The sequence below is a fragment of the Arthrobacter sp. Y3225209 genome (assembly GCF_059090685.1).
In genome coordinates, this window is sequence record NZ_JBNHFW010000002.1 from 260,352 (window position 1) to 283,661 (window position 23,310).

Genomic DNA, 23,310 nt, shown 5'->3' on the forward strand with positions numbered 1-23,310 from the left:
AGGGAACTAAACCCCAACGCCGGCCGTGTTCTTTTGGGGACGGTGTATAGCTAGTAGGTAAATTCCGCGCACACCAGCGTTGTTGATCAGGAGGGACGGGGCTTAGCCCTGACGACGAATGAAATCCAAGAACTTCTTCAAGGGGCCGGTCATATGGATCGCGCTGGCATTGGCCGCTCTTTTGATCATCCTGCCCAGCCTTTCCGGCACCGGCGCTTCCCAAGTGGACACCAAAGAAGGCCTTGAACTTCTTAATGGCGACAAAGTGTCGCAGGCAAAGATTTACGACGGCGACCAGCGCGTTGACCTGACACTGAAGGACCCGCTCGGTGACAAGGGCACCAATGTGCAGTTCTTCTTCAGCTCCGCGCGAGGCGAGGAAGTTGTCGACGCGGTGAATGATTCCGGAGCGAACTTCACCGACCAGCCGGTGCAGACCAACTGGTTCACCAGCTTCCTCGGACTGCTGCTGCCCTTCATCATCATTGGTGTGATCTTCTGGTTCCTGATGAGCCGGATGCAGGGTGGCGGGTCCCAGGTCATGAAGTTCGGCAAGTCCCGGGCCAAGCTGACCAACAAGGACATGCCGCAGGTCACCTTTGACGACGTCGCCGGGGCAGACGAAGCAGTGGAGGAACTGCACGAGATCAAGGAGTTCCTCCAGGATCCGGCCAAGTTCCAGGCCGTGGGCGCCAAGATCCCCAAGGGTGTGCTGCTGTACGGCCCTCCGGGTACCGGTAAGACCCTGCTTGCCCGCGCGGTTGCCGGCGAGGCCGGTGTCCCGTTCTACTCGATTTCCGGTTCCGACTTCGTGGAAATGTTCGTCGGCGTGGGCGCCTCCCGTGTCCGCGACCTGTTCGAGCAGGCGAAGACCAACGCTCCGGCCATCATCTTCGTGGACGAGATTGACGCCGTCGGCCGCCACCGTGGTGCCGGCGTGGGCGGCGGCAATGACGAACGTGAGCAGACGCTGAACCAGCTGCTGGTGGAGATGGACGGCTTTGATGCCAACGCCAACGTCATTCTGATCGCGGCCACCAACCGCCCCGATGTCCTGGACCCCGCGTTGCTGCGTCCGGGCCGCTTCGACCGCCAGATTGGCGTGGAAGCCCCCGATATGCAGGGCCGGCTGCGGATCCTGCAGGTCCATTCCAAGGGCAAGCCGATGGCTGACGGCGTGGACCTTGAGACCGTGGCCCGCAAGACTCCGGGTTTCACCGGCGCCGATCTGGCCAACGTCCTCAACGAGGCGGCACTGCTGACCGCCCGCTCCAACGCGGACCTGATTGATGACCGCGCCCTGGACGAGGCCATTGACCGCGTGATCGCCGGCCCGCAGAAGCGCAGCCGCGTGATGAAGGAACTTGAGCGCAAGATCACCGCCTACCATGAGGGCGGACACGCGCTGGTGGCAGCGGCGCTGCGCAATACCGATCCGGTTACCAAGGTGACCATCCTGCCGCGTGGCCGGGCACTGGGTTACACCATGGTCCTGCCCCAGGATGATAAGTACTCGGTAACCCGCAACGAACTGCTGGACCAGCTCGCCTACGCCATGGGCGGCCGGGTGGCTGAGGAAATCGTCTTCCACGATCCGTCCACCGGCGCATCCAACGACATCGAGAAGGCCACGTCCACGGCCCGCAAGATGGTCACCCAGTACGGCATGAGCGAGCGGATCGGTTCCGTGAAGCTCGGCTCCGGCGGCGGGGAACCCTTCCTGGGCCGGGATATGAGCCAGGAGCGCAACTACTCCGACCAGGTTGCCTACGTGGTGGATGAAGAAGTGCGGCGGCTGCTCGACAACGCGCATGACGAGGCGTACCAGATCCTGACGGAGAACCGCGATGTGCTGGACCGGCTGGCCCTGGAGCTGCTGGAACGCGAGACGCTGAACCAGAAGGAAATCGCGGAGATCTTCTCCGATGTCCGCCAGCGTGATGTCCGGGAGGTCTGGCTTTCCAAGCCCACCCGCCCGGTGCACAGCATTCCGCCCGTGGTCTCGCCGCGCGAACGCCGGGAGGCAAAGGAAATCGGTGCGCCGGACCCCGCTTCGGTGGCCCCGCAGGACCAGATTGCCGACGCCGACCTGCCGCAGGACTTTGATGTGTCCTCCAACGGCCTGCCCCAGCCGGAAAACAGCGGGCAGGGCGGGCACTCCGGGCACGGCGGCAGCTCCGGGAGCGGCCAGGCCGGCCAGGAGGCCTAGGCCCGGGGTCAGTCGGGGGACGTCAGCGGGGGATGAACAGCGTCGGGCCTAAACGCCCGGCACGGTAAGATCGACCAGTGACGGATTTCGATGATGACCTGCTGGCCGCTGACGACACTGCAGCTGCGGCGTCCCCGGTGGACCGGCCAAGGATTGAACGTGCGGTCCGGGAAATCCTCCTCGCCATCGGGGAGGACCCGGACCGTGACGGTTTAAAGGACACTCCCCAAAGGGTGGCCAAGTCCTATACGGAGATCTTTTCCGGACTGCATCAGAATCCCACTGATCTGTTGGCCACAACCTTCGACCTGGACCACGAGGAGATGGTGCTGGTCAAGGACATCGCGTTCTATTCCACCTGCGAACACCACCTCGTGCCCTTCCACGGCACGGCGCACGTGGGGTACATCCCCTCGCACGACGGCAAGGTCACGGGACTGTCCAAACTGGCCAGGCTCGTTGAGGTCTACGCCCGGCGCCCGCAGGTGCAGGAGCGCCTGACCACGCAGATCGTGGATGCCCTGATGACCAATCTTGAACCCCGCGGTGCCATAGTGGTTATTGAATGTGAGCACCTGTGCATGTCCATGCGCGGGGTACGCAAGCCGGGCGCGAAGACAGTAACGTCCGCGGTCCGCGGACAGCTGCGCGAAACCGCGACCCGCGCTGAAGCAATGAGCCTGATACTCGGACGATAAGGACCACCATGGATTCACTCGCCGCCGCACCCGGTACCGGACCGGCAACGACGCCGCTGCCGGTGGTGCGCCCCGCACGCGCTGCCCGCACATTCGACGACCTCCCCGCTGACCGCACCCTGGTGATGGGCATCCTGAATGTCACCCCGGATTCCTTCAGCGACGGCGGCCGCTTCGCGGATACCGACGCCGCCATCCGCGCCGGCCTGAAGATGCACTACGACGGTGCGGACATCATCGACGTCGGCGGTGAGTCCACCCGCCCCGATTCCGTCCGCATTTCCGCTGAGGAAGAGCAGGAACGTGTCCTGCCGGTGATCGAGGCCCTGGTCCGGGCCGGTGCCCTGGTCAGTGTGGACACCATGAATGCCTCCACCGCGGAGAAGGCCATCGGCGCCGGTGCGCTGATCATCAACGATGTTTCCGGGACGGAAACCGATCCGGAGATGGCACCCCTGGTGGCGCGTACGGGCGTTTCCTACATCCTGATGCACAGCCGCGGCAGCGTACGCAGCAATGATCCCAACGCGACCTACGACGACGTCGTCAACGACGTCGTGGAAGAACTCACCAAGGTCCGGGACCGTTTTTATGCCGCAGGCGTGACGCCGGAGCAGATAATTCTTGACCCCGGACTGGGGTTCACCAAGACGGCCGAGCATGACTGGGCGCTGCTGCGCGGCATCGACCGGATAGGTGCACTGGGCCACCGGGTACTGATTGGCGCCTCCCGCAAGCGGTTCCTCGGCTCCCTGCTCACCAGCTTCGGCAAGGCGGCTCCTCCGCTTGAACGCGACAACGCCACTGCCGCAGTGAGCGCACTGGCCGCCGCTTCGGGCGTCTGGGCAGTGCGGGTACACAACGTGCAGGCCAGCCTCGACGCCGTCAAGGCCGCTGCGGCCTGGAAGGGATAGGCATGCCCGGAACCGCCGGCACCGACCGGCGCGGAACCACGGCACCGGACCGGATCACCCTGACCGGGATATCCGCCACGGGCTACCACGGTGTTTTTCCCGAGGAGCGCCGCGACGGACAGCCCTTCATTGTGGATCTGGTGCTGTTCACCGACCTCGGCCCGGCAGCGGCCACTGATGACCTGACGCTGACGGCACACTACGGTGAGGTGGCCGAGTGCGCAGTGAAGGTCATCACCGGCGAGCCGCTGAACCTGATCGAGGCGCTTGCCGGCCGGATCGCCGACACGGTGCTGGCCGCCTTCCCGGTGCTGGCTGCCGTGGAAGTGACCGTGCACAAACCGAAGGCACCCATCGCCGTTACGTTCGGCGATGTAGCGGTCACAATCCTCCGGGAGCGCGAATGAGCACCGTGCATGCCATCCTTGCCCTGGGCAGCAATCTCGGCGAAAGCCGGGACACCCTGTCAGCGGCGGTGGCAGACCTCGCCGACCACCCGGACATGCGGCTGGCCGCTGTGTCCCCGGTGGTGCGGACCCGGCCCGTGGGCGGCCCGGAGCAGCCCGACTACCTGAACCTGGTGGTGGCGGTGGAAACCGGTTTGGAGCCCCATGCCCTGCTGGCACACTGCCAGGCCGTTGAGGCCCGGCACCACCGCAAACGTGAGGTCCGCTGGGGGCCGCGGACACTCGACGTCGACATCATCACCTACGGTGACCTGCATCTGGATGAACCCGATCTGACCATTCCGCACCCGCGTGCCGCCGGCAGGGCCTTTGTCCTGCAGCCCTGGGCGTGGATGGAACCGGATGCCCGGCTGGACTCGGTACCCGTGGCCGAGCTGGCCGCCCGCGCCGAGGATCTTCCCGGGCTCGAAATCTTCGAAGGAGACTGAGTCCGTGAGTACCATCCGCTACCGCTGGCTGGCCGTGATCGCCGTGGCCGCCGGCGTCGTCGGCTGGGCCGTGAACTCCTTCCTGTCCGAAAACGGCTATCCGGCTCCCGTGCTGAGCCCCGCGGCCCTGCTGGCCATTGTTGTGGTGGTGGCAGTGACCCTGGTGCTCGGACTGCGGGTGCGCCGCTGGCGCAACGGAAGCCGGGACCGGACGCTGAACCCCATTGCCGCCGCACGGACGGTGGTCCTGGCCCAGGCCATTACCTACGCCGGGTCCATGCTGCTGGGCTGGCATGTTGCCGTTTTCCTGGCGCTGCTGCCGCTGTTGTCCCTGCGGCCCGGTCATGCACCCACGTGGACTGCGCTGGCGGTAGGTATCGGGGGAATGGTTATGATCGCTGCGGGACTGACCGTGGAGCGGTTCTGCAAGCTGCCGCCGGATGACAAGGACGGAACCGGGTCCGCGCCCGGGACCGAAGACGGGGAAGAATATGCCTAGCCAAGCGATTGACCCGCCCGCCGTGGACTGGCAGCACGTCTCGCCCAAGTACCTGCGGGTGCGGCTGCTGGGCTGGGCTGTTGAAACCGTCATCACCATTGCGCTGACCGGCATTCCGCTGGTGCTGCTGCTGACCGGTGTATGGCCCGGCTATCCGGCCTGGCTGGCCTGGGGGCTGCCCGCGTTCTTCGCCGTCACCCTGCTGTGGCGGGGACTTCTGCTTCCCCGCCAGGTCCGCGCCATTGGATACGCCGAACGCAACGAGGACCTGCTGCTGCGCCGCGGCATCTTTTTCCAGCGCACCCTGGTGGTCCCCTACGGGCGGATGCAGTACGTGGACGTGGCAGTGGGACCCCTGGAACGGGCCTTCGGCCTCTGCACCCTGAAGCTCCACACCGCAGCCCCGGGAACCAATGCAGCCATCGCAGGGCTGCCCGCCGAAGAAGGCGCCCGCCTGCGCGAACACCTGTCGGCGCGCGGCGAAGCGCAGCTGGCCGGACTGTGAGCGGCACCGTCCCCGGGCCGGGCCGGGAGCCGGAACCTTCAACGGTGGATGACACCGTTGCCACGGCCAAACAGCAACCGGAGTGGCAGCGGGTGCACCCGGTCTCCCCGATGGTCAGGGGCTGGCTGGCACTGGCGGCACTGGCCTACTTCGTGGGACGTGACCAGCTTGAAGCGGTTTTCGCCGGTGACGGGACACGGCTGCCCGAAGGCCAGGCGCTGTTATGGTCACTGCTCGCAATCGGCGCGGTACTGCTGGTCATTGCCGTTTCCTTCTTCCTTTCCTGGTGGTTCACCCGGTACCAGCTCACCGGCGAACACATCCGCGTGCACTCGGGGGTCCTGTTCCGCCAGCAGCGGCAGGCACGGCTGGACCGGGTCCAGGCCATCGACATTGTCCAGCCTTTGCTGGCCCGCATTTTCGGGCTCGCAGAACTGCGTTTTGAAGTGGCCGACGCCGGGGAGTCCGCCGTGCGGCTGGCCTACCTGCGCCTGGCGGATGCCCAGCAGCTGCGCCAGCGGATCCTGGCCGGCGCGTCGGGTGCAGGCGATGCGCAGCCGGGCAGTACCGACCCCGCCAAGCCGGGCGCCTCCGACACCGTGCCTGGCGAACGGCAGATCCTGGCCCTGTCAGCCGGCCGTGTCATTGCCTCCGCGCTCCTCTCCGGCACCACGGTTTTCCTTGTCCTGGCCATTGCCGGGGTCATTGTGCTGACCGCCGTCACCGGAGAACCGGCGTCCTTCGCGGCCATGGTGCCGATTATTTTCGGGTTCGGCAGTGCGTACTGGCAGATGTTCAGCTCCTCCTTCAACTTCCGCGCCTCGGTTTCACGCGACGGCATCCGGATCCATTCCGGGCTGCTGGACACCCGGGCTCAGTCCGTGCCGCCGGGACGCATCCAGGCACTGGCCGTCCGGCAGTCCCCGCTGTGGCGGATCACCGGGTGGTACTCGGTATCCGTCAACGTGGCCGGCTACGGCGTGGCTGCGGGCGGGGACGGAGCGGCGCGCACCCGTGTGCTGCCCGTGGGTACTGCGCAGGAAGTGTTCCAGATGCTGGCCCTGATCCTGCCGGACCCGGGAACCGGGGATCCGGTCACGGTCTTCACCGCGGGCATGACCGGTAGCGGCACCGATGCAGGGTTCACCGTCTCACCCCGCCGCGCACGCTGGCGCTCACCATTCGCGTGGCGCCGGAACGGCTATCTGGTAACGGAGACGGCCCTGCTGTCCCGGCACGGTTTCTTCTGGCGGGCGCTGGACGTGGTTCCGCACAGCCGGACCCAGTCCCTGGCGCTGGAGCAGGGTCCGGTGCAGCGGTTGCAGCGGCTCGCGGACCTGGTGCTGCACTCCACGCCGGGGCCGGTTTCTCCCAAAGTGGTGGAAATGGATGCCGACGTCGCCGGCCGGCTGCTGGATGACCAGGCACTTCGCGCCCGCTCCGCCCGTCGGCGGGACCTGCCCGAACAATGGCTCCGCCCCGCAGCCTCTCCTCCTGAGCCCGCACCAGAACCCGTCCCGCAGCCCCTACCCGCCCCGCAGCCGGAACCCGCACCCGAACCCGTGCCCGCACCAGAACCCGTCCCGCAGCCGGAGCCCAGCCCCGCCCCCGTCCCACAGGAGAACCCGCCCCATGAACACCGCTGATTCCGCCGAAGAACGTCGCCGCCGCGGCCGCCTGGGGGTCGGCGTCATCGGCGCCGGCCGGGTCGGTGCTGTCCTGGGCGCTGCCCTGCGCGCAGCTGAACACGCGATCGTCGGTGTTTCCGCAGTTTCCGAGGCCAGCCGCGAGCGGGCGGAAAACCTCCTTCCCGGGGTCCCCGTCCTTGAGATCCCGGACATTGTTGAACGTTCCGAACTGGTGTTACTGGCCGTCCCGGACGATGCCCTGGGCCCGCTGGTCTCCGGGCTGGCGAAGACCGGTGCCTGGCAGGCCGGACAGCTTGTGGCACATACCTCCGGCCGGTTCGGGACCGAGATCCTCGCCCCGGCGCGTGCTGCCGGAGCCATTCCACTGGCCCTGCACCCGGCCATGACATTCACCGGCATGAGCCTGGACCTGACCCGTCTGACGGACGCCTCGTTCGGGGTCACCGCCCCTGCCGCGGTTTTGCCCATCGCCCAGGCGCTGGTGGTGGAGATGGGTGCCGAACCGGTGGTCATCAATGAAGCGGACCGGGTGCTCTATCACGCAGCACTGGCCCATGCCTCCAACCACCTGGTCACGCTCGCCTCGCAATCCACCCAGCTGCTGGCCGGCATCGGCGTCGAGCACCCGGACCGCCTGCTGGGACCGCTGATGCGCGCCTCCCTGGAAAACGCGCTGGCCTCCGGGGAAGGTGCCCTGACGGGGCCGGTGGCACGCGGCGACGTCGGGACCGTATCCGCCCACACGGACGCGCTGGCCGTCGCCGGCACCGAAGATCTCCGCTCCGCCTATCAGGCGCTCTCCGCCGCCACCGCGGTCCGGGCCGTGGCCCGCGGACTGCTCACCGCCGAACAGGGTGAGGCCATCCTCAAGGTGCTGCAGCCGGACCGGGACACCACTTCCACCAATGACACAGATACAGATACAGAAGGACAGCGTTGAACACCCCCCGCCTCGTCACCACAGCCGCCGAACTGCGTTCGGCCACCGAAGAACTGCTGCAGAAGGCGGCGGCCGCCGATCCCGCCCGGCAGCCTTCCCTCGCCCTGGTCCCCACCATGGGTGCACTGCATGAGGGGCACGCCGCCCTGATGGCCGCCGCCCGGGCGGAGAACGACGTCGTCACCGCCTCGGTGTTCGTGAACCCGCTGCAGTTTGATGACCCGGCGGATCTGGAGCGCTACCCCCGCACCCTGGATGCGGATCTGGAACTGCTCGGACGTGCCGGCGTGGACCTGGTCTTCGCCCCCGCCGAAGAAGAGGTGTACCCCGGCGGCGCTCCGCTGGTGCGTTTGAGCGCCGGCACCATGGGCACCCGGTGGGAAGGGGCCTCCCGGCCCGGGCACTTCGACGGGGTGCTGACGGTGGTCGGCAAGCTCTTCCACTATGCTGCCCCGCCCGTCCCGGCACGTTTCCGTGCCTACTTCGGGCAGAAGGACGCCCAGCAGGTGGCGCTGATCCGCCGGATGGTCGCGGACCTGAACTTCCCGGTGGAAATCACCGCGGTGCCGATAGTGCGCGCGGCGGACGGCCTGGCCGAATCCAGCCGCAACCGCTTCCTCGACGCCGGCCAGCGGCAGGCCGCCCTCGTCCTGTCAACGGCGCTGCGGCAGCTCAGGGAACGGGCCGATGCCGGGCAGCCGCTGGACGTGGCAGCCGCCGTCGAACTGGTCAGGTCACAGCCGGGCGTGGACCTGGACTACTTCGAGGTAGTGGACCCCCGGACCCTTGAACCGCTCGAGACCTCCGCACCGCTGGAGGGTGAAGCCCTCGCCCTGCTGGCTGCACGGGTTGGCCCGGTTCGGCTGATCGACAACGAGGTACTGCGCTAGTACTTCCCTTCCCCGGCCCGTGCCCGCCGCCGGGCACACCGCCGGGGACCGGGAGCGCCGCTATGCTCTGTAAACTTAATAACCGTGACCACATCTAACTCCGTTCCCGAAGCCGCAGACACCTCCGAACAGATGCGCATCCGCGCCGAGAAGAGGTCGCGGCTGCTCGACCGCGGAGACGAGGCCTACCCGGTAGGCGTGGAGCGCACCGCCTCCCTGAAGGAAGTACGCGACAAGTTCGGCCACCTCGAGGCGGACCAGGCCAGCGGCGAAATTGTGGGCGTTACCGGACGCGTCGTTTTTATCCGCAACACCGGAAAGCTCTGCTTCGCCACCCTGCAGGAAGGCGATGGCACCCGGCTCCAGGCCATGCTCAGCCTCGGCGTCGTGGGCGAGGAATCCCTGGCGGACTGGAAGTCCCTCGTGGACCTGGGCGACATTGTCTTTATCCGCGGCGAAGTCATCTCTTCGCGCCGCGGCGAACTTTCCGTGATGGCACAGTCCTGGTCCATGGCCTCCAAGGCGCTGCGCCCGCTGCCGGTCCTGCACGCCGGACTGAATGAGGAAACCCGGGTGCGCCAGCGCTACGTGGACCTGATGGTGCGCGAGGAAGCCCGGGACATGGTCTACAAGCGTGCAGCAGTGATCCGCGGCGTCCGCGACACCCTGCACAGCCACGGCTACGTGGAGGTGGAAACACCCATGCTGCAGCTGGTCCACGGCGGGGCAGCCGCCCGGCCGTTCGAAACGCACCTGAATGCCTTCGACCAGAAAATGACCCTGCGCATTGCCACCGAGCTCTACCTTAAGCGCGCCGTCGTCGGCGGAATCGAGCGGGTCTTCGAGATCGGCCGGATCTTCCGCAACGAGGGTGTGGACTCCACCCATTCCCCCGAGTTCACCACGCTGGAATGCTACGAGGCCTACGCCGACCAGTACGTGATGGCGGAGCGGATGAAGGAAATCATCCTGCACTGCGCCGATCTGCTGGGCAGCCGGCAGATTGAAACAGCCGCCGGAACCATCGACCTGGACGGCGAGTGGCGGTGGCTGAGTGTCTACCCGGGCCTCTCCGAAGCCGTCGGCACCGAGATCACCCCGGATACCGACGCGGATACCCTGCGCACCATTGCCGAACGGCACAACGTGAAGGTGGACCCGAAGTGGGATGCGGAAAAGCTGGTGATCGAACTCTTCGGCGAAATTGTGGAGCCGACCCTGCTGCAGCCCACCTTTGTCTACGACTACCCGCCCTCCGCCCAGCCGCTCGCTCGGCCGAACCGGAATGACCCGCGGCTCATCGAAGCCTGGGACCTGATTATCGGCGGCATGGAGCGCGGAACCGCGTTCTCCGAGCTGATTGACCCGGTGATCCAGCGCGAACGGCTCACTGCCCAGTCCCTTCTCGCGGCCGACGGCGACGACGAGGCCATGGCCCTCGATGAAGACTTCCTGCGGGCGCTGGAATACGGCGCACCCCCCATGGGCGGCATCGGTCTCGGAATAGACCGCCTTGTGATGCTTTTCACGAATGCAGGAATCAGGGAAACAATTTTGTTTCCGCTCCTAAAGCCGGAATTGGGTTAGACATGGAATATGTAGAAGTACTCTTGCCATCCGTATGTGTTGCGGCTCTCTTTTATTTCGTGATGAAGGCCCTGCTTAACTCGGATCGGTCGGAGCGCCAGGCCCTTGCCGAGGCCGAACGAGAAGCGGAACAGAGTGTACTCGAGAAAGATCGGGAAAAACCGGGAGAAGAACAAAATAAATAGCCGGGTACTTTGACGGGGCTTTACCAATTGCGTCATACTCTAAGTGGTCTCATAAAATCTTCCCGTTTATAGCTGCTTAGGAGCCTGTCATGGCGCAAAAGGTAAAAATTATTCTGGTTGACGACCTGGACGGCGGAAGTGCGGATGAGACCGTGCGGTTCGCCCTGGATGGGTCACAGTACGAGATTGATCTGTCAAAGGACAATGCGAAAAACCTGCGTGATGCCCTTAAGGCATACGTAGACGCCGGCCGGAAGGTTGGCGGCCGCACGGGCCGTCCGCGCAGCTCCGGCTCAAACCGCAGCAACGAAGCAGCGCAGATCCGTGAATGGGCCCGCAAGAACGGCTACACCGTCTCCGAACGGGGCCGCGTCAACAGCGAGATCATCGACGCCTACCGCGCCGCGCAAGGCTAGAACCGCCCGGGCTCTCACGCCGACGGCGAACAAGCCCCAAATGCACCCTTCAGGCACGTAGCATCGAATTACGCGTTAGCTAGGAGTGTGCCTCATGTTTGAAAGATTTACCGACCGTGCCCGTCGCGTTGTCGTGCTTGCCCAAGAAGAGGCCCGCATGCTCAACCACAACTACATCGGCACCGAGCACATTTTGCTTGGGCTCATTCATGAGGGTGAAGGTGTCGCAGCTAAGGCCCTTGAATCCCTGGGCATCTCGCTTGGTGCTGTCCGCGAGCAGGTGCAGGAGATCATCGGTCAGGGCCAGCAGGCCCCGACCGGTCATATCCCCTTCACCCCGCGGGCCAAGAAGGTGCTGGAGCTTTCACTCCGTGAAGCCCTGCAGCTCGGCCATAACTACATCGGCACCGAACACATTCTGCTCGGCCTGATCCGTGAAGGTGAAGGTGTGGCCGCACAGGTCCTGGTCAAGCTTGGTGCTGACCTGAACCGTGTGCGCCAGCAGGTCATCCAGCTGCTTTCGGGCTACCAGGGCAAGGAGCCCGTCTCCACCGGTGGCCAGCAGCAGGAAGGCCAGCCGGCCGGATCCGTGGTGCTGGACCAGTTTGGCCGCAACCTCACGCAGGCCGCGCGCGAAGCCAAGCTCGACCCCGTCATTGGGCGCGAGCATGAAATGGAACGCGTGATGCAGGTGCTGTCGCGGCGGACCAAGAACAACCCCGTCCTCATCGGCGAACCCGGCGTTGGCAAGACCGCAGTTGTCGAGGGCCTGGCCCAGGCGATCGTCCGCGGCGACGTCCCGGAGACGCTGAAGGACAAGCAGCTTTACACCCTTGACCTTGGGTCCCTCGTTGCCGGTTCCCGGTACCGCGGCGACTTCGAGGAGCGGCTGAAGAAGGTCCTCAAGGAAATCCGCACCCGCGGCGACATCATCCTGTTCATCGACGAAATCCACACTCTCGTTGGTGCAGGTGCCGCCGAAGGCGCCATTGATGCTGCCTCGATCCTGAAGCCGATGCTGGCCCGGGGCGAGCTGCAGACCATCGGTGCCACCACGCTGGATGAGTACCGGAAGCACATCGAGAAGGATGCTGCCCTGGAACGCCGCTTCCAGCCGATCCAGGTTGCCGAGCCGTCGGTGGCGCACGCCATTGAGATCCTCAAGGGCCTGCGTGACCGCTACGAAGCACACCACCGGGTGTCCATCACTGATGCCGCACTGGCCTCCGCCGCAACCCTCGCGGAGCGCTACATCAGCGACCGGTTCCTCCCGGACAAGGCTATTGACCTGATCGACGAAGCCGGCGCACGCCTGCGGATCCGCCGGATGACGGCCCCGCCGGAGCTGAAGGAAATCGACGAGCGGATCTCCGCACTGAAGATGGAGAAGGAGTCGGCCATCGACTCCCAGGACTTCGAAGGTGCGGCCTCCCTGCGCGATAAGGAGCAGAAGCTCCAGGATCAGCGTGCGGAGAAGGAACGCCAGTGGAAGTCCGGCGGCCTGGATGACATTGCCGAGGTGGATGAGGAACTCATCGCCGAAGTGCTCGCCAACTCCACCGGCATCCCCGTGGTGAAGCTGAACGAGGAAGAATCCACCCGCCTGCTGCGGATGGAAGACGAACTGCACAAGCGCGTGATCGGCCAGGATCAGGCCATCAAGTCCATCTCGCAGGCCATGCGCCGTACGCGTGCCGGACTGAAGGACCCGAAGCGTCCGGGCGGCTCGTTCATCTTCGCCGGCCCCACCGGCGTCGGCAAGACCGAACTGGCCAAGGCCCTCGCCGAGTTCCTGTTCGGCGACGAGGATGCCCTGATCACCCTGGACATGTCCGAGTACGCCGAGAAGCACACGGTCTCGCGCCTGTTCGGTGCTCCCCCCGGATACGTGGGCTACGAAGAGGGCGGCCAGCTGACCGAAAAGGTCCGCCGGAAGCCGTTCTCCGTGGTGCTGTTCGACGAGGTGGAGAAGGCCCACTCGGACCTCTTCAACTCGCTCCTGCAGATCCTCGAAGACGGACGCCTGACGGATGCGCAGGGCCGGATGGTGGACTTCAAGAACACCATCATCATCATGACGACCAACCTTGGTACCAAGGACATCTCCAAGGGTGTTATGACCGGCTTCCAGTCCGGCACGGACACCAAGACCGGCTACGACCGGATGCGGGCCCGGGTCACGGAGGAGCTGCGCCAGCACTTCCGCCCCGAGTTCCTCAACCGTGTTGATGACACCGTGGTCTTCCCGCAGCTGACCCAGGAAGAGATTGTCCAGATTGTGGACCTGTTCCTGGACCGCCTGGGCAAGCGCCTGGCAGACAAGGGCATGACCCTGGAGCTCACGCCGGCTGCCAAGGTGCTGCTGGCGACCCGCGGCTACGATCCCGCCATGGGTGCCCGGCCGCTGCGCCGGACCATCCAGCGCGAAATCGAGGACCAGCTCTCCGAGAAGATCCTCTTTGGAGAGATCAAGCCCGGCGAGCTCATCTCGGTGGATGTGGAAGGGGAGGGTGACGAAGCAAAGTTCACCTTCCACGGCCACGGCGTGCCGAAGGCCATCGAAGAGGCCAATCCGGCCATTGAAGCCGGAGTCGGCGAGTAAGCGCAGGCATCCCGCATAAAAGAAGGAGCCCCGGATTTTCCGGGGCTCCTTTTTGTCTGCCCGTCCGGAAGCTGTGCCGCGGGTCCGGGCCCGCCGTCGGGCTTTCCCCGTGTTACGGACTCCCTGAGCCGGGCAGGCGGGAAGGCCTAGACTGGACCGATGATGTCCGCGTCCCAGATCACCGTCCGCCGTGCCCGAACCGCCGATGTCCATGACATCCGCCGGCTGGTGGCCCCGCTGGCGCGGGAGCGGGTCCTGATTGCCAAGGAAGCGGTGGCCTACTACGAGGGGCTGCAGGAATTCCGGATTGCTGAAGACGGTGACGGCGCCGTGATTGGCTGCGGTGCCCTGCACGTGATGTGGGAAGACCTGGCGGAGGTACGCACGCTGGCCACCGACCCGTCCTGGCGGGGCCGCGGAGTGGGGCATGCCCTGCTGGAAACCCTCCTGGGTGATGCGCTGGACATAGGCGTGGCCCGGGTTTTCTGCCTCACCTTTGAAGTGGATTTCTTCGAACGGCATGGCTTCAAGATCATGGAGAACCAGAATGCAGTGGATCCGGTGGTGTACTCGGAGCTGTTGCGTTCCCATGATGAAGGTGTCGCGGAGTTCCTGGACCTGGCCCGGGTGAAGCCGAATACGCTCGGCAATACCCGGATGATCCGCTGGCTCTAGGGCCTTTAGCGGCTCCTCCGGACTCTTCGGCAAGTCCTCCCGCGGTCCGGCCCCGGCCACCCGGACGGCGCGCTCGTTCCGCCCCAGGTGGCGGGCCCCGTCGCGGCACGATAAGCTAAGGATACTTAGCATCAAACGATGCCGACGGAACGGCCGGGCGGATGTCCGGTAGGCAGCCCGGTGGGTTGCACGGTCCGGAAGCCGATCAGAAAGCGAGTTCAGTAATGGGCGCAGATGACAAGATGCAGAACAAGGCCGAAAACCTTGGCGGCAAGGTGAAGGAAGGCCTCGGCAAGGCCACCGGCAACGAGCAGATGGAAGCCGAAGGTCACGGCGACCAGGCGAAGTCCAGCGTCAAGGACGCCGGCGAGAACATCAAGGACGCTTTCAAGGGCAAGTGACCCTCAAAGAGTGTGACGCGCCGTATCGGCGCCGGAAAGCGGGAGGGGTCACCCTCCCGCTTTTTTGTTGCCCGGATACCGGGCCGTCGCTGGACTGCCTCCCCTGTTGCGCGGCGCACCGCGCAGGTAGTGTCGAGACGGGGGACACGGGATTGTTCTGTGCAACGAAGGAGTTCCAGCGCCATGAAAAAACTCATCAATAATCCCCGATCCGTGGTGGCGGAATCACTGCAGGGATTCGAAATTGCCCACCGCGACCTGGTGAAGGTGCATCTGGATCCGGATTACGTGATCCGCCGCGATGCCCCGGTGCGGGGGAAGGTGGCGCTGGTATCCGGCGGCGGCAGCGGACATGAGCCGCTGCACAGCGGGTATGTCGGCGCGGGCATGCTGACCGCAGCCGTTCCAGGCGCGGTTTTCACCTCGCCCACGCCGGACCAGATCCTTCCGGCGATTGTCGAAAGCGATTCAGGCTCCGGTGTCCTGCTCATCGTCAAGAACTACACGGGCGACATCCTCAACTTTGAGACGGCCGCCGAACTTGCCGGGGTTGAGGGCATCGATATCCGCACGGTGGTGGTCAACGACGACGTCGCCGTGGAGGACTCGACCTACACAGCCGGGCGCCGTGGCGTGGCGGGCACCGTGCTGGTGGAAAAGATCGCCGGAGGCTCCGCGGAACGTGGGGACGACTTGGCCAAGGTGACGGAGGTCGCCGAGCGGGTGAACGCGAATGTGCGGTCCATGGGCGTGGCTCTGGCCCCCTGCACCGTTCCCCATGCCGGTGAGCCGAGCTTTACCCTCGCCGACGATGAGATTGAAATGGGTGTTGGCATCCACGGCGAGCCCGGGCGGCACCGGGTTCCCATGACCAACGCGGACTCCATCACTGACCAGCTGATGGAACCGGTGCTCAGCGATCTGGGGATCACCTCCTCGGACAAGGTGCTGCTGTTCGTCAACGGCATGGGCGGGACCCCGCTGAGTGAGCTCTACATTGTCTACCGGCGTGCAGCCCAGATCCTGGCGGAACGTGGTGTGAGCGTGGAGCGGTCCCTGGTGGGGAACTACATCACCGCCCTGGAAATGGAAGGCGCGTCGGTCACTGTGCTGCGCCTTGACGATGAACTGGCACAACTGTGGGACTCGCCGGTGAAGACACCGGCGCTGCGGTGGGGGGAGTAGGCATGGAACTGGATGCAGCATGGGCTGACCGGTGGATGCACGACAGTGCCAGGGTCATCGCTGAAAACCGGCAGCGCCTGACCACATTGGACCGTGAAATCGGCGATGCCGACCACGGCGAGAACATGGAACGCGGCTTTAGCGCCATCGTGGAGAAACTGGACACGGACGGCACGCCGGACACGCCCGGGGCCGTGTTCAAAACTGCGGCAATGACCCTGATGTCCAAGGTGGGCGGCGCTGCGGGTCCCCTGTACGGGACCGCTTTCCTGCGTGCCGCGACGGCGGCGGGAGATTCCGGGGCCCTGGGACCCGCGGAGCTGGTTGCCGTGCTCACTGCCGCCCGTGACGGGATTGTGGCACGCGGCAAGGCGGAGGTGGGGGATAAAACCATGATTGACGCGTGGACTCCGGCTGTGGACGCCGCGGCCACCGCGCAGGCCGCCGACTCCACCCCTGCCGGGATCCTGATTGCCGCCGCCAACGCTGCCGAGGCCGGTCTGGCGGGAACGGAACCGCTGGTGGCCCGCAAGGGCAGGGCCAGCTATCTGGGTGAGCGGAGCGCCGGCCACCTGGACCCCGGAGCTGCCTCCACCGCGCTGATCCTGCAGTCGGCAGTCCGGGCCGCGGAGGCAGCAGCATGAGCGTGGGGCTGGTGATTGTCTCGCACAGCGCGAAACTCGCTGAGGGAGTTTGTGAGCTGGCGGCGCAAATGGCTGCCGACGTGCGGCTGGCTGCGGCCGGAGGGACCGACGACGGCGGCATCGGTACCAGTCTTGAGAAAATCCAGGCCGGAATAGCCGAAACGGATCAGGGCGACGGCGCGGTGCTCCTCACGGACCTCGGATCCGCGGTGATGACCGCGGAAATGGCCATGGAGTTCCTGGACCCGGAGCAGCAGGAGCGGGTGCGGATGGCTAATGCGCCCCTGGTGGAAGGTGCAGTGGCCGCTGCGGTCTCCGCACAGACGGGCAAAAGCCTGGCGGAGGTGCTCTCAGCTGCAGAATCCGCCGGTGCATCCTACGCCGGCGGAGGCGCCCCCACAGAGGACAGGAGCGCCGCCGCCGGCGGGGCCGACGCCGGGACTGCATCCGGTGCTGCGGCTGCGACGGAGGAAGTCTCGGGCGCCTGGACACTGGTAAATCCGATGGGCCTGCATGCACGTCCCGCCGCCGCCGTCGCCCAGCTCCTGGCGGATCTGGATGCGGAAATCACGGTAAACGGTGTGGACGGCAAGTCCGTGATGATGCTGATGACCCTGGGACTCAAGCCGGGTGAGACGCTCAGCGCCACCGCTTCCGGGCCGGACGCTGCGCGTGCCATTGACCTGCTGGGGACCGAGGTCCGGAACGGCTTCGGCGAGATCTAGGGAAGCGAGACCCCGCGGGCGTCCTCGGCCGCCAGCCGGTCTGCGATCAGCCCTGCCAGGGCACGTTCCATCTGCTCCTGCGGAGCAGCCAGGCGGTGCAGGGCGGCCAGCGGGTCGAGTTCGCCGGCCGCGGGGGAGGGGGCCAGATCCACCGGAGGGTGCAGCAGCAGGGCCCGCTGCACCGGGGCCTGAGCGTTCCGCAGCACAGCCATCATGGCGCCGCGCACCTGCCGGTCGGTGCCCGCCCACGCCTGGCCTTTGGGAACGTAGTGCGGGTCCGGCCTGCCCGCGGACACCCAGGCACACTGCTCCAGCACGGGGCACTGGCTGCACTTGGGGTTCCGGGCCGTGCAGATCAGGGCGCCCAGCTCCATCACGGCAGCATTCCAGGCCACCGATTCGGACACGCCGTCGGGCATCAGTTCACGCGCCAGACGCATCTCCGCGGCGGTCAGGGCCGGTGAGGGAAGGGCATTGCCGGTGACTGCCCGGGCGTGGACCCTGCGGATGTTCGTGTCCACCACCGTTTCCCGCCGCCCGAAGGCAAAGGCTGCCACCGCCGCGGCGGTGTAGTCCCCGACGCCGGGCAGGCTGAGCAGGGCGGCGTGGGTGGAGGGGACCTCGCCGCCGAAGTCCTCCGTGATCGCTGCGGCGGCTGCGTGCAGCCGGAGCGCACGGCGGGGATAACCCAGCCTTCCCCAGGCACGGACCGCCTCACCGCTCGATTCGGAGGCCAGTGCCGCCGGTGAAGGCCAGCGGTGCATCCATTCCTGCCAAACGGGCAGGACACGGACTACCGGGGTCTGCTGCAGCATGATTTCGCTGACCAGCACACCCCAGGCTGTACAGTCGGGTTCCCGCCAGGGCAACTTGCGCGCATGCACGGCGAACCAGCCGGTGATGCTGGTGTGCAGCTCCCGCACCTGTTGATTCATGGGCACTCCCTCGCTTATGACCAGCAATACTCTACTGACCGGCGTGGTGTGCCCAGTAATCGTACGGAGAATACCTAGCCTTGAAACATGGATGGCAAGGGAAGACAGCAGCCGGCAGGATCGCGTCCCGGTGGTGCTCCCCGCAGGCCCAGTCCGGCCGTCTACCGGCGCCGGCGGCTAGTTGCCGGCGTCCTGGCGCTCCTGATCCTGGTGGGACTGGGATTCGCCGTGGCAGCCGGAGTCCGGGCTTTCTCCGGCGGGAAACAGGCCGCTTCCGCGGAATCCACGGTCCCGGTACCCATGCTCACCACCCCGGCAGCAGCGCCGGCCGGTGAGGCTCCGGCGCCTGGCAAGGAACAAAAGACCGGCGCAGCCGCGGAGGAAACCCCCGGATCCCTGTGTCCGGCTGAAAGCGTCAGGGTTGCCGCGGCCACCGATGCGGAGGTGTACCCCGCCGGAGCCACGCCTGTTCTGACGCTGACGGTCACCAATGCGGGGGAAACGGCCTGCGAAATCAACGTCGGCACCTCGCAGATGGAGTTCCTGGTGACCAGCGGATCAGACCGCATCTTCTCATCGGTGGACTGCCAGGACGGTGCAAAGGACCTGGTGAAAAAGGTGGAGCCCGGCGCCTCCGAAACAGCGAACTTCCCGTGGAACCGGAACCGGTCCGCCCCGGGGTGCGCCGCAGTGGCCTCCAACCCCAATCCGGGCTACTACATCTTCACCGCCCGGCTGGGGGAGAGCAGCAGCGAAAAGGCCGTTTTCCAGCTCGAGTAGGCGGGCTACATAAACCGGTCGAGCAGGCTGGTTTCCGCGATCCGGGACAGTCCCTCACGCACGGTCCGGGCACGTTGTTCGCCGATGCCGTCAACGGTCATCAGGTCATCGATGTTCGCAGCCATCAGGTTCTGCAGACCGCCGAAGTGGTCCACCAGCCGGTTGGATACCGCCGGCGGAACGGATTTGATGTTGCTGAGCAGCCGGTAACCACGCGGCTGAACCACAGCCTCGAGGGAGTCCTGACCGGGCTGGAAGCCCACAACGGAGGCGATCTTGCCCAGGTCCACCATTTCCGAGGAGCTCATGTTCTGCAGCGTGGCGATCTGCTCCTCGAGGTTCCGCTGCCCGTCATTCAGGTCCGCGTAGTCCCGCAGGATCATTTCGCTGCCCGGGCCGAGCCCGGTGGTCAGTTCCTCAAGCTGCAGGGACAGCAGCCGGCCGTCGACGCCGAGTTCAAGGACGTACTGGGAGATTTCCTCCGAGATGCGGCGGACCATTTCCTGGCGCTGCAGGGTCACGGCAACATCGCGGACCGTCACCATGGCCTCGATTTCCAGGGCGGAGAGGGAGTTGGTGACCTGGTCCAGCCGGGCGCGGTAACGCTCAAGGGTGGCCAGTGCCTGGTTGGCGCGGGCCAGCACGGGTTCGGAACCCTCCAGCACGTGGCGCAGTCCGCCGATATACAGCTGGATGATCTGCATTGACTGGCTGACCGAAATCACCGGGAAGCCGGTCTGGATGGCGACGCGTTCGGCCGTCCGGTGGCGGGTGCCCGACTCATGGGTTTCGATGGTGTGGTCCGGGACCAGCTGCACGGCGGCGCGCAGGATGTTCCTGGCATCGCGGTCGCAGACAATGGCGCCGTCCATCTTCGCCAGCTCCCGCAGCCTGGTCGGGGAGAACTCAATGCCGATATCAAACCCGCCGGAACAGATGGAATCCACCGTCCGGTCGATACCAAGCACAATCAGGGCACCGGTGCGGCCGCGGAGGATGCGTTCGAGACCGTCGCGGAGTTCGGTTCCGGGAGCAACCCGGGCCAGAGTGGCCTTCAATGCGTCTTCCGGGCTGCGGGCCATGGTCACTTCCTTCCGGCCCGTGGGCCCTGAGCTTTCCGGGCAAGACTTGCCCGTCCCTATACTAGTGTGCGATTCCCGTACACTGCCCCCACGCCGGCCGCACCGGCACGTCCCTCCTGGCGGGGCGGGGCGTAAGAAGCAACCGCAGCAGCGCCGGAGGGGGCACGGTTAAAAGAGCAGCTCAAGCGCCTCTGCCAGGGTGGAGACCTCGCGGACCTTGAAACCGGACGGAATGTTCCCGGGCCCGCTGGGAGAGGCAGGCACCACTGCGTGCGTAAACCCGAGGCGTTCGGCCTCGTTGATGCGCCGCCCGATCCCCGGGACCGGGCGTACCTCGCCGGCCAGGCCTACCTCGCCGAAGGCAATCAGCTGTGCCGGGAGCGGTTTGTTCATTTTTGCCGAGGCTACGGCCAGCGCCACCGCCAGGTCCGTCGCCGGCTCACCCAGTTTTACGCCGCCCACCGTGGATACATAGCTGTCATCCTTGGCCAGGCTCATTGACGCCCGCTGTTGCAGGACAGCAAGCAGCATGGCCACCCGGGAGGAATCCACGCCGCTGGTGGCACGCCTTGCCTGGGCGTTGCCGGTCTCAGCGACCAGGGACTGCACCTCGGCGACCAGCGGACGCTTGCCCTCGAGCGTCACAGTGATGCAGGTGCCGGAAACCGGATCCTTGGTCCGGGAAACGAAGAGCCCGCTCGGGTCCGCGAGTCCTTCAATGCCGTCTTCGGTCAGGTCAAAACAGCCAACCTCATCCGTGGGTCCGTAACGGTTCTTGACCGCCCGCAGCAGGCGCAGCCGGGAATGCCGATCGCCGTCGAACTGGCAGACGACGTCCACCAGGTGCTCCAGCAGCCGGGGACCCGCAATGGAACCGTCCTTGGTCACATGCCCTACCAGCAGGGTGGTCATGTTCCGCGTTTTGGCAGCATTGATCAGGGATGCGGCTACCTCCCGGACCTGGCTGACGCCGCCGGCGCTGCCGTCCACTGCGGTGCTGCTCAGAGTCTGGACCGAGTCCACAATCAGCAGTCCCGGAGACACCTGCTCCACCTGGCCCAGCGCCTGCCCAAGGTCGGTTTCGGCACTTAGGTACAGGTGATCGGACACGGCACCGATGCGTTCAGCGCGCAGTTTCACCTGTGCGGTGGATTCCTCGCCGGTCACGTACAGGACATCACGGCCGGCACCAGCCACGCGTGCCGCAACGTCAAGGAGCAGGGTGGACTTACCCACGCCCGGCTCGCCGGCCAGCAGGATCACCGCCCCCGGGACCAGCCCGCCGCCGAGTACCCGGTCCAGTTCGCCCACACCGGTGGCCTGGTAGGCGGCCGTGGTGGCATCCACGTCACCGATCCGCAGGGCGGGCCGGGCAACCACCGTGGCGGCCGTAGTGCGGGCCAGGACCTCCCCGGCTTCCTCCACGGTTCCCCAGGCCTGGCACTCGCCGCAGCGGCCCACCCATTTAGCCGTGGTCCAGCCGCATTCCGAGCAGCGGTAATTGGCGGCCTTCGGCCGTGCAGTCTTTGTTGCCATATCTTCAGGCTATCCCGCGGCACCGACAGTCCCGCGGCGTACGAAGCCGCGCAGTTACGGAAATGGAGGACAGTACCGACGGGAATAGGAACCGGCTGCCGGATGCCCGTTCGGTGCTTCGGCCAGCCGGCGGCTAGATCTCCGAGAGGTACGTGACCGCCTCTTCATGGGTGAGTCCGGTGGATTCGAGCAGATCCACCACGAGGGGGCGGAAGAGCATGATCAGCGCATCACCCTGCAGGTCAGTGATGCCCAGCGCCTTGGGATGCAACCGGCTGCCCACGGCGGCCAGTTCGTTGCGTGCCTGGCGCAGATGGCGCAGCCTGGCGTCATTGCCTTCCCCGCCGCCGAGCGCCCGGGCCAGGATGTCGACGGCGTCGGCCGTGTCGTTGACGACCTCGGCGACGTTTTCGATCGCCTCGTCGTTGAGCGAGGCGTGGTTGATGACCGACGTCGTTCGGCGCGCAAAGACCCGGCTGTTGCGCACCGCCAGGTCCAGGAAGCCGATAGAGCCGCGCAAATCACCGAGCTCTGCCAGATACCGCCGGTAGGCAGGGGAAATGCGGGCAATTTCCCTGGCATCCCGGACGCTGCGGGCCAGGGTGTCCAACTGGGGCTGGGTATTGCGTGCCCGGACCAGTGCATGCCAGGCGACGGTGGAATCGCTCTTGGCGATCGCCTCGGAGCATTGGCGCAGGACCGCCGAGAGCTCGTGCAGCAGTTCCCGGATGTTGGATTTGGGCTCGCGCCGGGGATCCCGCGGGGCAAGCATGGTGACCACAAGGGCGAAGACGCCACCCACAATGGCATCCACGCTGCGGGTGAAAACGCCGCCGTCGGGGGCCGGCAGCAACACCACCAGCAGCGACTGCAGGGCCAGCTGCGTGGTGAAGATGACGCCGCGGTCCAGGAAGCGCGCGAGCATCACGGAGGTGAACAGCACCACGGCGGCCTGGATCAGCCCCACGCCGAGCAGCGTCAGCAGGATTTCACCGACGGTGATGCCCAGGGTGCAGCCGATTCCCACTTCCAGTACCCGGCGGGTACGCGGTTCGCGTGAGAAACCGAGCGAGATCAGGGCCGCGGTGGCTGCGAACAGCGGACCTTCGTGGCCAAGTACATACTCGGCAAAGGCATAGGCGCCCACGGCGCAGACGGTCATCTGCAGGGCGGGAAAGACCGAATGCCGGCTTCGCTGCAGGCCCACCCGGACACGGTTCCGCAGGAAACCCCGGCTTTTGGCGAAGGAGCTGCGTTGGGGCATGGACCCAGTCTAGGGCGAGGTACCGGAACCTGTGGGCGCGGTTACTTCCGGCTGTAACCGGGATGGAGGTGACCCTGATGTTCCACGGTTCCCC

The 23,310-nt window shown here is 66.0% G+C and carries 23 protein-coding genes; 19 read left to right on the plus strand and 4 right to left on the minus strand.

The genetic code is table 11. The features are described from left to right. The first annotated feature begins 118 nt into the window (after positions 1-118). The 18 genes from ftsH to dhaM all read left to right on the plus strand — a co-directional run bounded on the left by ftsH (position 119) and on the right by dhaM (position 17,619). The gene (ftsH, locus tag AC5RVB_RS02720) at positions 119-2,209 is read left to right on the plus strand and encodes an ATP-dependent zinc metalloprotease FtsH (RefSeq protein WP_494141887.1); all 2,091 of its coding nucleotides are present in this window, start codon (positions 119-121) and stop codon (positions 2,207-2,209) included. 77 nt (positions 2,210-2,286) lie between these two features. Then, positions 2,287-2,907, plus strand: a complete 621-nt coding sequence (folE, locus tag AC5RVB_RS02725) for a GTP cyclohydrolase I FolE (protein WP_227903200.1) — start codon at positions 2,287-2,289, stop codon at positions 2,905-2,907. Between the two features lie 8 nt (positions 2,908-2,915). Further along, positions 2,916-3,821, plus strand: a complete 906-nt coding sequence (gene folP, locus AC5RVB_RS02730; RefSeq protein WP_227903201.1) for a dihydropteroate synthase — start codon at positions 2,916-2,918, stop codon at positions 3,819-3,821. A 2-nt stretch (positions 3,822-3,823) separates the two neighbouring features. Further along, positions 3,824-4,228 (plus strand): dihydroneopterin aldolase, encoded by a 405-nt coding sequence (gene folB, locus AC5RVB_RS02735; RefSeq protein WP_227903202.1) that lies wholly within the window; start codon positions 3,824-3,826, stop codon positions 4,226-4,228. Further along, on the plus strand, positions 4,225-4,716 hold the full coding sequence (gene folK / locus AC5RVB_RS02740; RefSeq protein ID WP_227903203.1) for a 2-amino-4-hydroxy-6-hydroxymethyldihydropteridine diphosphokinase: 492 nt from the start codon (positions 4,225-4,227) through the stop codon (positions 4,714-4,716). The genes folB and folK overlap by 4 nt, the downstream gene beginning before the upstream one ends. 4 nt (positions 4,717-4,720) lie before the next feature. Further along, the gene (locus tag AC5RVB_RS02745) at positions 4,721-5,215 is read left to right on the plus strand and encodes a DUF3180 domain-containing protein (protein WP_494141888.1); all 495 of its coding nucleotides are present in this window, start codon (positions 4,721-4,723) and stop codon (positions 5,213-5,215) included. Continuing rightward, a complete protein-coding gene (locus tag AC5RVB_RS02750) occupies positions 5,208-5,720 on the plus strand; it encodes a PH domain-containing protein (protein WP_227903205.1) in 513 nt (170 codons plus the stop codon). Before AC5RVB_RS02745 ends, AC5RVB_RS02750 begins: the two co-directional genes overlap by 8 nt. Continuing rightward, entirely contained in the window at positions 5,717-7,366 is a 1,650-nt protein-coding gene (locus tag AC5RVB_RS02755) for a PH domain-containing protein (RefSeq protein WP_494141889.1), read from the plus strand. The genes AC5RVB_RS02750 and AC5RVB_RS02755 overlap by 4 nt, the downstream gene beginning before the upstream one ends. Continuing rightward, a complete protein-coding gene (locus AC5RVB_RS02760) occupies positions 7,353-8,309 on the plus strand; it encodes a Rossmann-like and DUF2520 domain-containing protein (protein WP_290243312.1) in 957 nt (318 codons plus the stop codon). Before AC5RVB_RS02755 ends, AC5RVB_RS02760 begins: the two co-directional genes overlap by 14 nt. Beyond that, on the plus strand, positions 8,306-9,199 hold the full coding sequence (panC, locus tag AC5RVB_RS02765; protein ID WP_494141890.1) for a pantoate--beta-alanine ligase: 894 nt from the start codon (positions 8,306-8,308) through the stop codon (positions 9,197-9,199). Before AC5RVB_RS02760 ends, panC begins: the two co-directional genes overlap by 4 nt. 132 nt (positions 9,200-9,331) lie before the next feature. Beyond that, positions 9,332-10,786: a lysine--tRNA ligase gene (gene lysS, locus AC5RVB_RS02770; protein WP_494141899.1), complete on the plus strand. Its 1,455-nt coding sequence runs from the start codon at positions 9,332-9,334 to the stop codon at positions 10,784-10,786. Between the two features lie 274 nt (positions 10,787-11,060). Then, positions 11,061-11,387 carry a histone-like nucleoid-structuring protein Lsr2 gene (locus AC5RVB_RS02775; RefSeq protein ID WP_227903210.1) on the plus strand — a complete coding sequence of 109 codons (327 nt, stop codon included), beginning with the start codon at positions 11,061-11,063 and terminating at the stop codon, positions 11,385-11,387. Between the two features lie 94 nt (positions 11,388-11,481). Beyond that, positions 11,482-13,989, plus strand: a complete 2,508-nt coding sequence (locus AC5RVB_RS02780) for an ATP-dependent Clp protease ATP-binding subunit (protein ID WP_227903211.1) — start codon at positions 11,482-11,484, stop codon at positions 13,987-13,989. 159 nt (positions 13,990-14,148) lie between these two features. Next, entirely contained in the window at positions 14,149-14,664 is a 516-nt protein-coding gene (locus AC5RVB_RS02785; RefSeq protein ID WP_227903212.1) for an amino-acid N-acetyltransferase, read from the plus strand. Positions 14,665-14,888: 224 nt separating this feature from the next. Then, positions 14,889-15,065 carry a CsbD family protein gene (locus tag AC5RVB_RS02790; RefSeq protein ID WP_227903213.1) on the plus strand — a complete coding sequence of 59 codons (177 nt, stop codon included), beginning with the start codon at positions 14,889-14,891 and terminating at the stop codon, positions 15,063-15,065. A gap of 183 nt (positions 15,066-15,248) precedes the next feature. Beyond that, the gene (gene dhaK, locus AC5RVB_RS02795) at positions 15,249-16,250 is read left to right on the plus strand and encodes a dihydroxyacetone kinase subunit DhaK (protein WP_494141891.1); all 1,002 of its coding nucleotides are present in this window, start codon (positions 15,249-15,251) and stop codon (positions 16,248-16,250) included. A 2-nt stretch (positions 16,251-16,252) separates the two neighbouring features. Beyond that, complete coding sequence (gene dhaL / locus AC5RVB_RS02800; protein ID WP_227903215.1) at positions 16,253-16,894, plus strand: dihydroxyacetone kinase subunit DhaL; 642 nt, start codon at positions 16,253-16,255, stop codon at positions 16,892-16,894. Next, positions 16,891-17,619, plus strand: a complete 729-nt coding sequence (dhaM, locus tag AC5RVB_RS02805) for a dihydroxyacetone kinase phosphoryl donor subunit DhaM (protein ID WP_290243303.1) — start codon at positions 16,891-16,893, stop codon at positions 17,617-17,619. Before dhaL ends, dhaM begins: the two co-directional genes overlap by 4 nt. Here dhaM and AC5RVB_RS02810 read toward each other — a convergent pair. Then, positions 17,616-18,554: an HhH-GPD family protein gene (locus AC5RVB_RS02810; RefSeq protein ID WP_494141892.1), complete on the minus strand. Its 939-nt coding sequence runs from the start codon at positions 18,552-18,554 to the stop codon at positions 17,616-17,618. The genes dhaM and AC5RVB_RS02810 overlap by 4 nt on opposite strands. An 87-nt stretch (positions 18,555-18,641) precedes the next feature. Between AC5RVB_RS02810 and AC5RVB_RS02815 the strand changes: the two genes are divergently transcribed. Beyond that, the gene (locus AC5RVB_RS02815) at positions 18,642-19,334 is read left to right on the plus strand and encodes a hypothetical protein (protein ID WP_227903218.1); all 693 of its coding nucleotides are present in this window, start codon (positions 18,642-18,644) and stop codon (positions 19,332-19,334) included. Positions 19,335-19,339: 5 nt separating this feature from the next. Here AC5RVB_RS02815 and disA read toward each other — a convergent pair whose 3' ends face one another. The 3 genes from disA to AC5RVB_RS02830 all read right to left on the minus strand — a co-directional run bounded on the left by disA (position 19,340) and on the right by AC5RVB_RS02830 (position 23,216). Next, positions 19,340-20,416 (minus strand): DNA integrity scanning diadenylate cyclase DisA, encoded by a 1,077-nt coding sequence (gene disA, locus AC5RVB_RS02820; protein ID WP_227903219.1) that lies wholly within the window; start codon positions 20,414-20,416, stop codon positions 19,340-19,342. 168 nt (positions 20,417-20,584) lie between these two features. Further along, positions 20,585-21,952, minus strand: coding sequence for a DNA repair protein RadA (gene radA, locus AC5RVB_RS02825; RefSeq protein ID WP_227929679.1), 1,368 nt, complete (start codon positions 21,950-21,952; stop codon positions 20,585-20,587). A 133-nt stretch (positions 21,953-22,085) separates the two neighbouring features. Next, entirely contained in the window at positions 22,086-23,216 is a 1,131-nt protein-coding gene (locus tag AC5RVB_RS02830; RefSeq protein WP_227903221.1) for an FUSC family protein, read from the minus strand. Positions 23,217-23,310 lie beyond the last annotated feature (94 nt).

Coding starts and splice junctions, on each gene's coding strand:
- radA (WP_227929679.1), bottom strand. CDS start 21,952: ATGGCAACAAAGACTGCACGGCCGAAGGCCGCCAATTACCGCTGCTCG.
- AC5RVB_RS02780 (WP_227903211.1), top strand. CDS start 11,482: ATGTTTGAAAGATTTACCGACCGTGCCCGTCGCGTTGTCGTGCTTGCC.
- folK (WP_227903203.1), top strand. CDS start 4,225: ATGAGCACCGTGCATGCCATCCTTGCCCTGGGCAGCAATCTCGGCGAA.
- AC5RVB_RS02790 (WP_227903213.1), top strand. CDS start 14,889: ATGGGCGCAGATGACAAGATGCAGAACAAGGCCGAAAACCTTGGCGGC.
- folB (WP_227903202.1), top strand. CDS start 3,824: ATGCCCGGAACCGCCGGCACCGACCGGCGCGGAACCACGGCACCGGAC.
- dhaL (WP_227903215.1), top strand. CDS start 16,253: ATGGAACTGGATGCAGCATGGGCTGACCGGTGGATGCACGACAGTGCC.
- lysS (WP_494141899.1), top strand. CDS start 9,332: ATGCGCATCCGCGCCGAGAAGAGGTCGCGGCTGCTCGACCGCGGAGAC.
- folP (WP_227903201.1), top strand. CDS start 2,916: ATGGATTCACTCGCCGCCGCACCCGGTACCGGACCGGCAACGACGCCG.
- dhaM (WP_290243303.1), top strand. CDS start 16,891: ATGAGCGTGGGGCTGGTGATTGTCTCGCACAGCGCGAAACTCGCTGAG.
- AC5RVB_RS02815 (WP_227903218.1), top strand. CDS start 18,642: ATGGATGGCAAGGGAAGACAGCAGCCGGCAGGATCGCGTCCCGGTGGT.
- dhaK (WP_494141891.1), top strand. CDS start 15,249: ATGAAAAAACTCATCAATAATCCCCGATCCGTGGTGGCGGAATCACTG.
- AC5RVB_RS02810 (WP_494141892.1), bottom strand. CDS start 18,554: ATGAATCAACAGGTGCGGGAGCTGCACACCAGCATCACCGGCTGGTTC.
- AC5RVB_RS02785 (WP_227903212.1), top strand. CDS start 14,149: ATGATGTCCGCGTCCCAGATCACCGTCCGCCGTGCCCGAACCGCCGAT.
- disA (WP_227903219.1), bottom strand. CDS start 20,416: ATGGCCCGCAGCCCGGAAGACGCATTGAAGGCCACTCTGGCCCGGGTT.
- ftsH (WP_494141887.1), top strand. CDS start 119: ATGAAATCCAAGAACTTCTTCAAGGGGCCGGTCATATGGATCGCGCTG.
- AC5RVB_RS02775 (WP_227903210.1), top strand. CDS start 11,061: ATGGCGCAAAAGGTAAAAATTATTCTGGTTGACGACCTGGACGGCGGA.
- AC5RVB_RS02760 (WP_290243312.1), top strand. CDS start 7,353: ATGAACACCGCTGATTCCGCCGAAGAACGTCGCCGCCGCGGCCGCCTG.
- AC5RVB_RS02750 (WP_227903205.1), top strand. CDS start 5,208: ATGCCTAGCCAAGCGATTGACCCGCCCGCCGTGGACTGGCAGCACGTC.
- AC5RVB_RS02830 (WP_227903221.1), bottom strand. CDS start 23,216: ATGCCCCAACGCAGCTCCTTCGCCAAAAGCCGGGGTTTCCTGCGGAAC.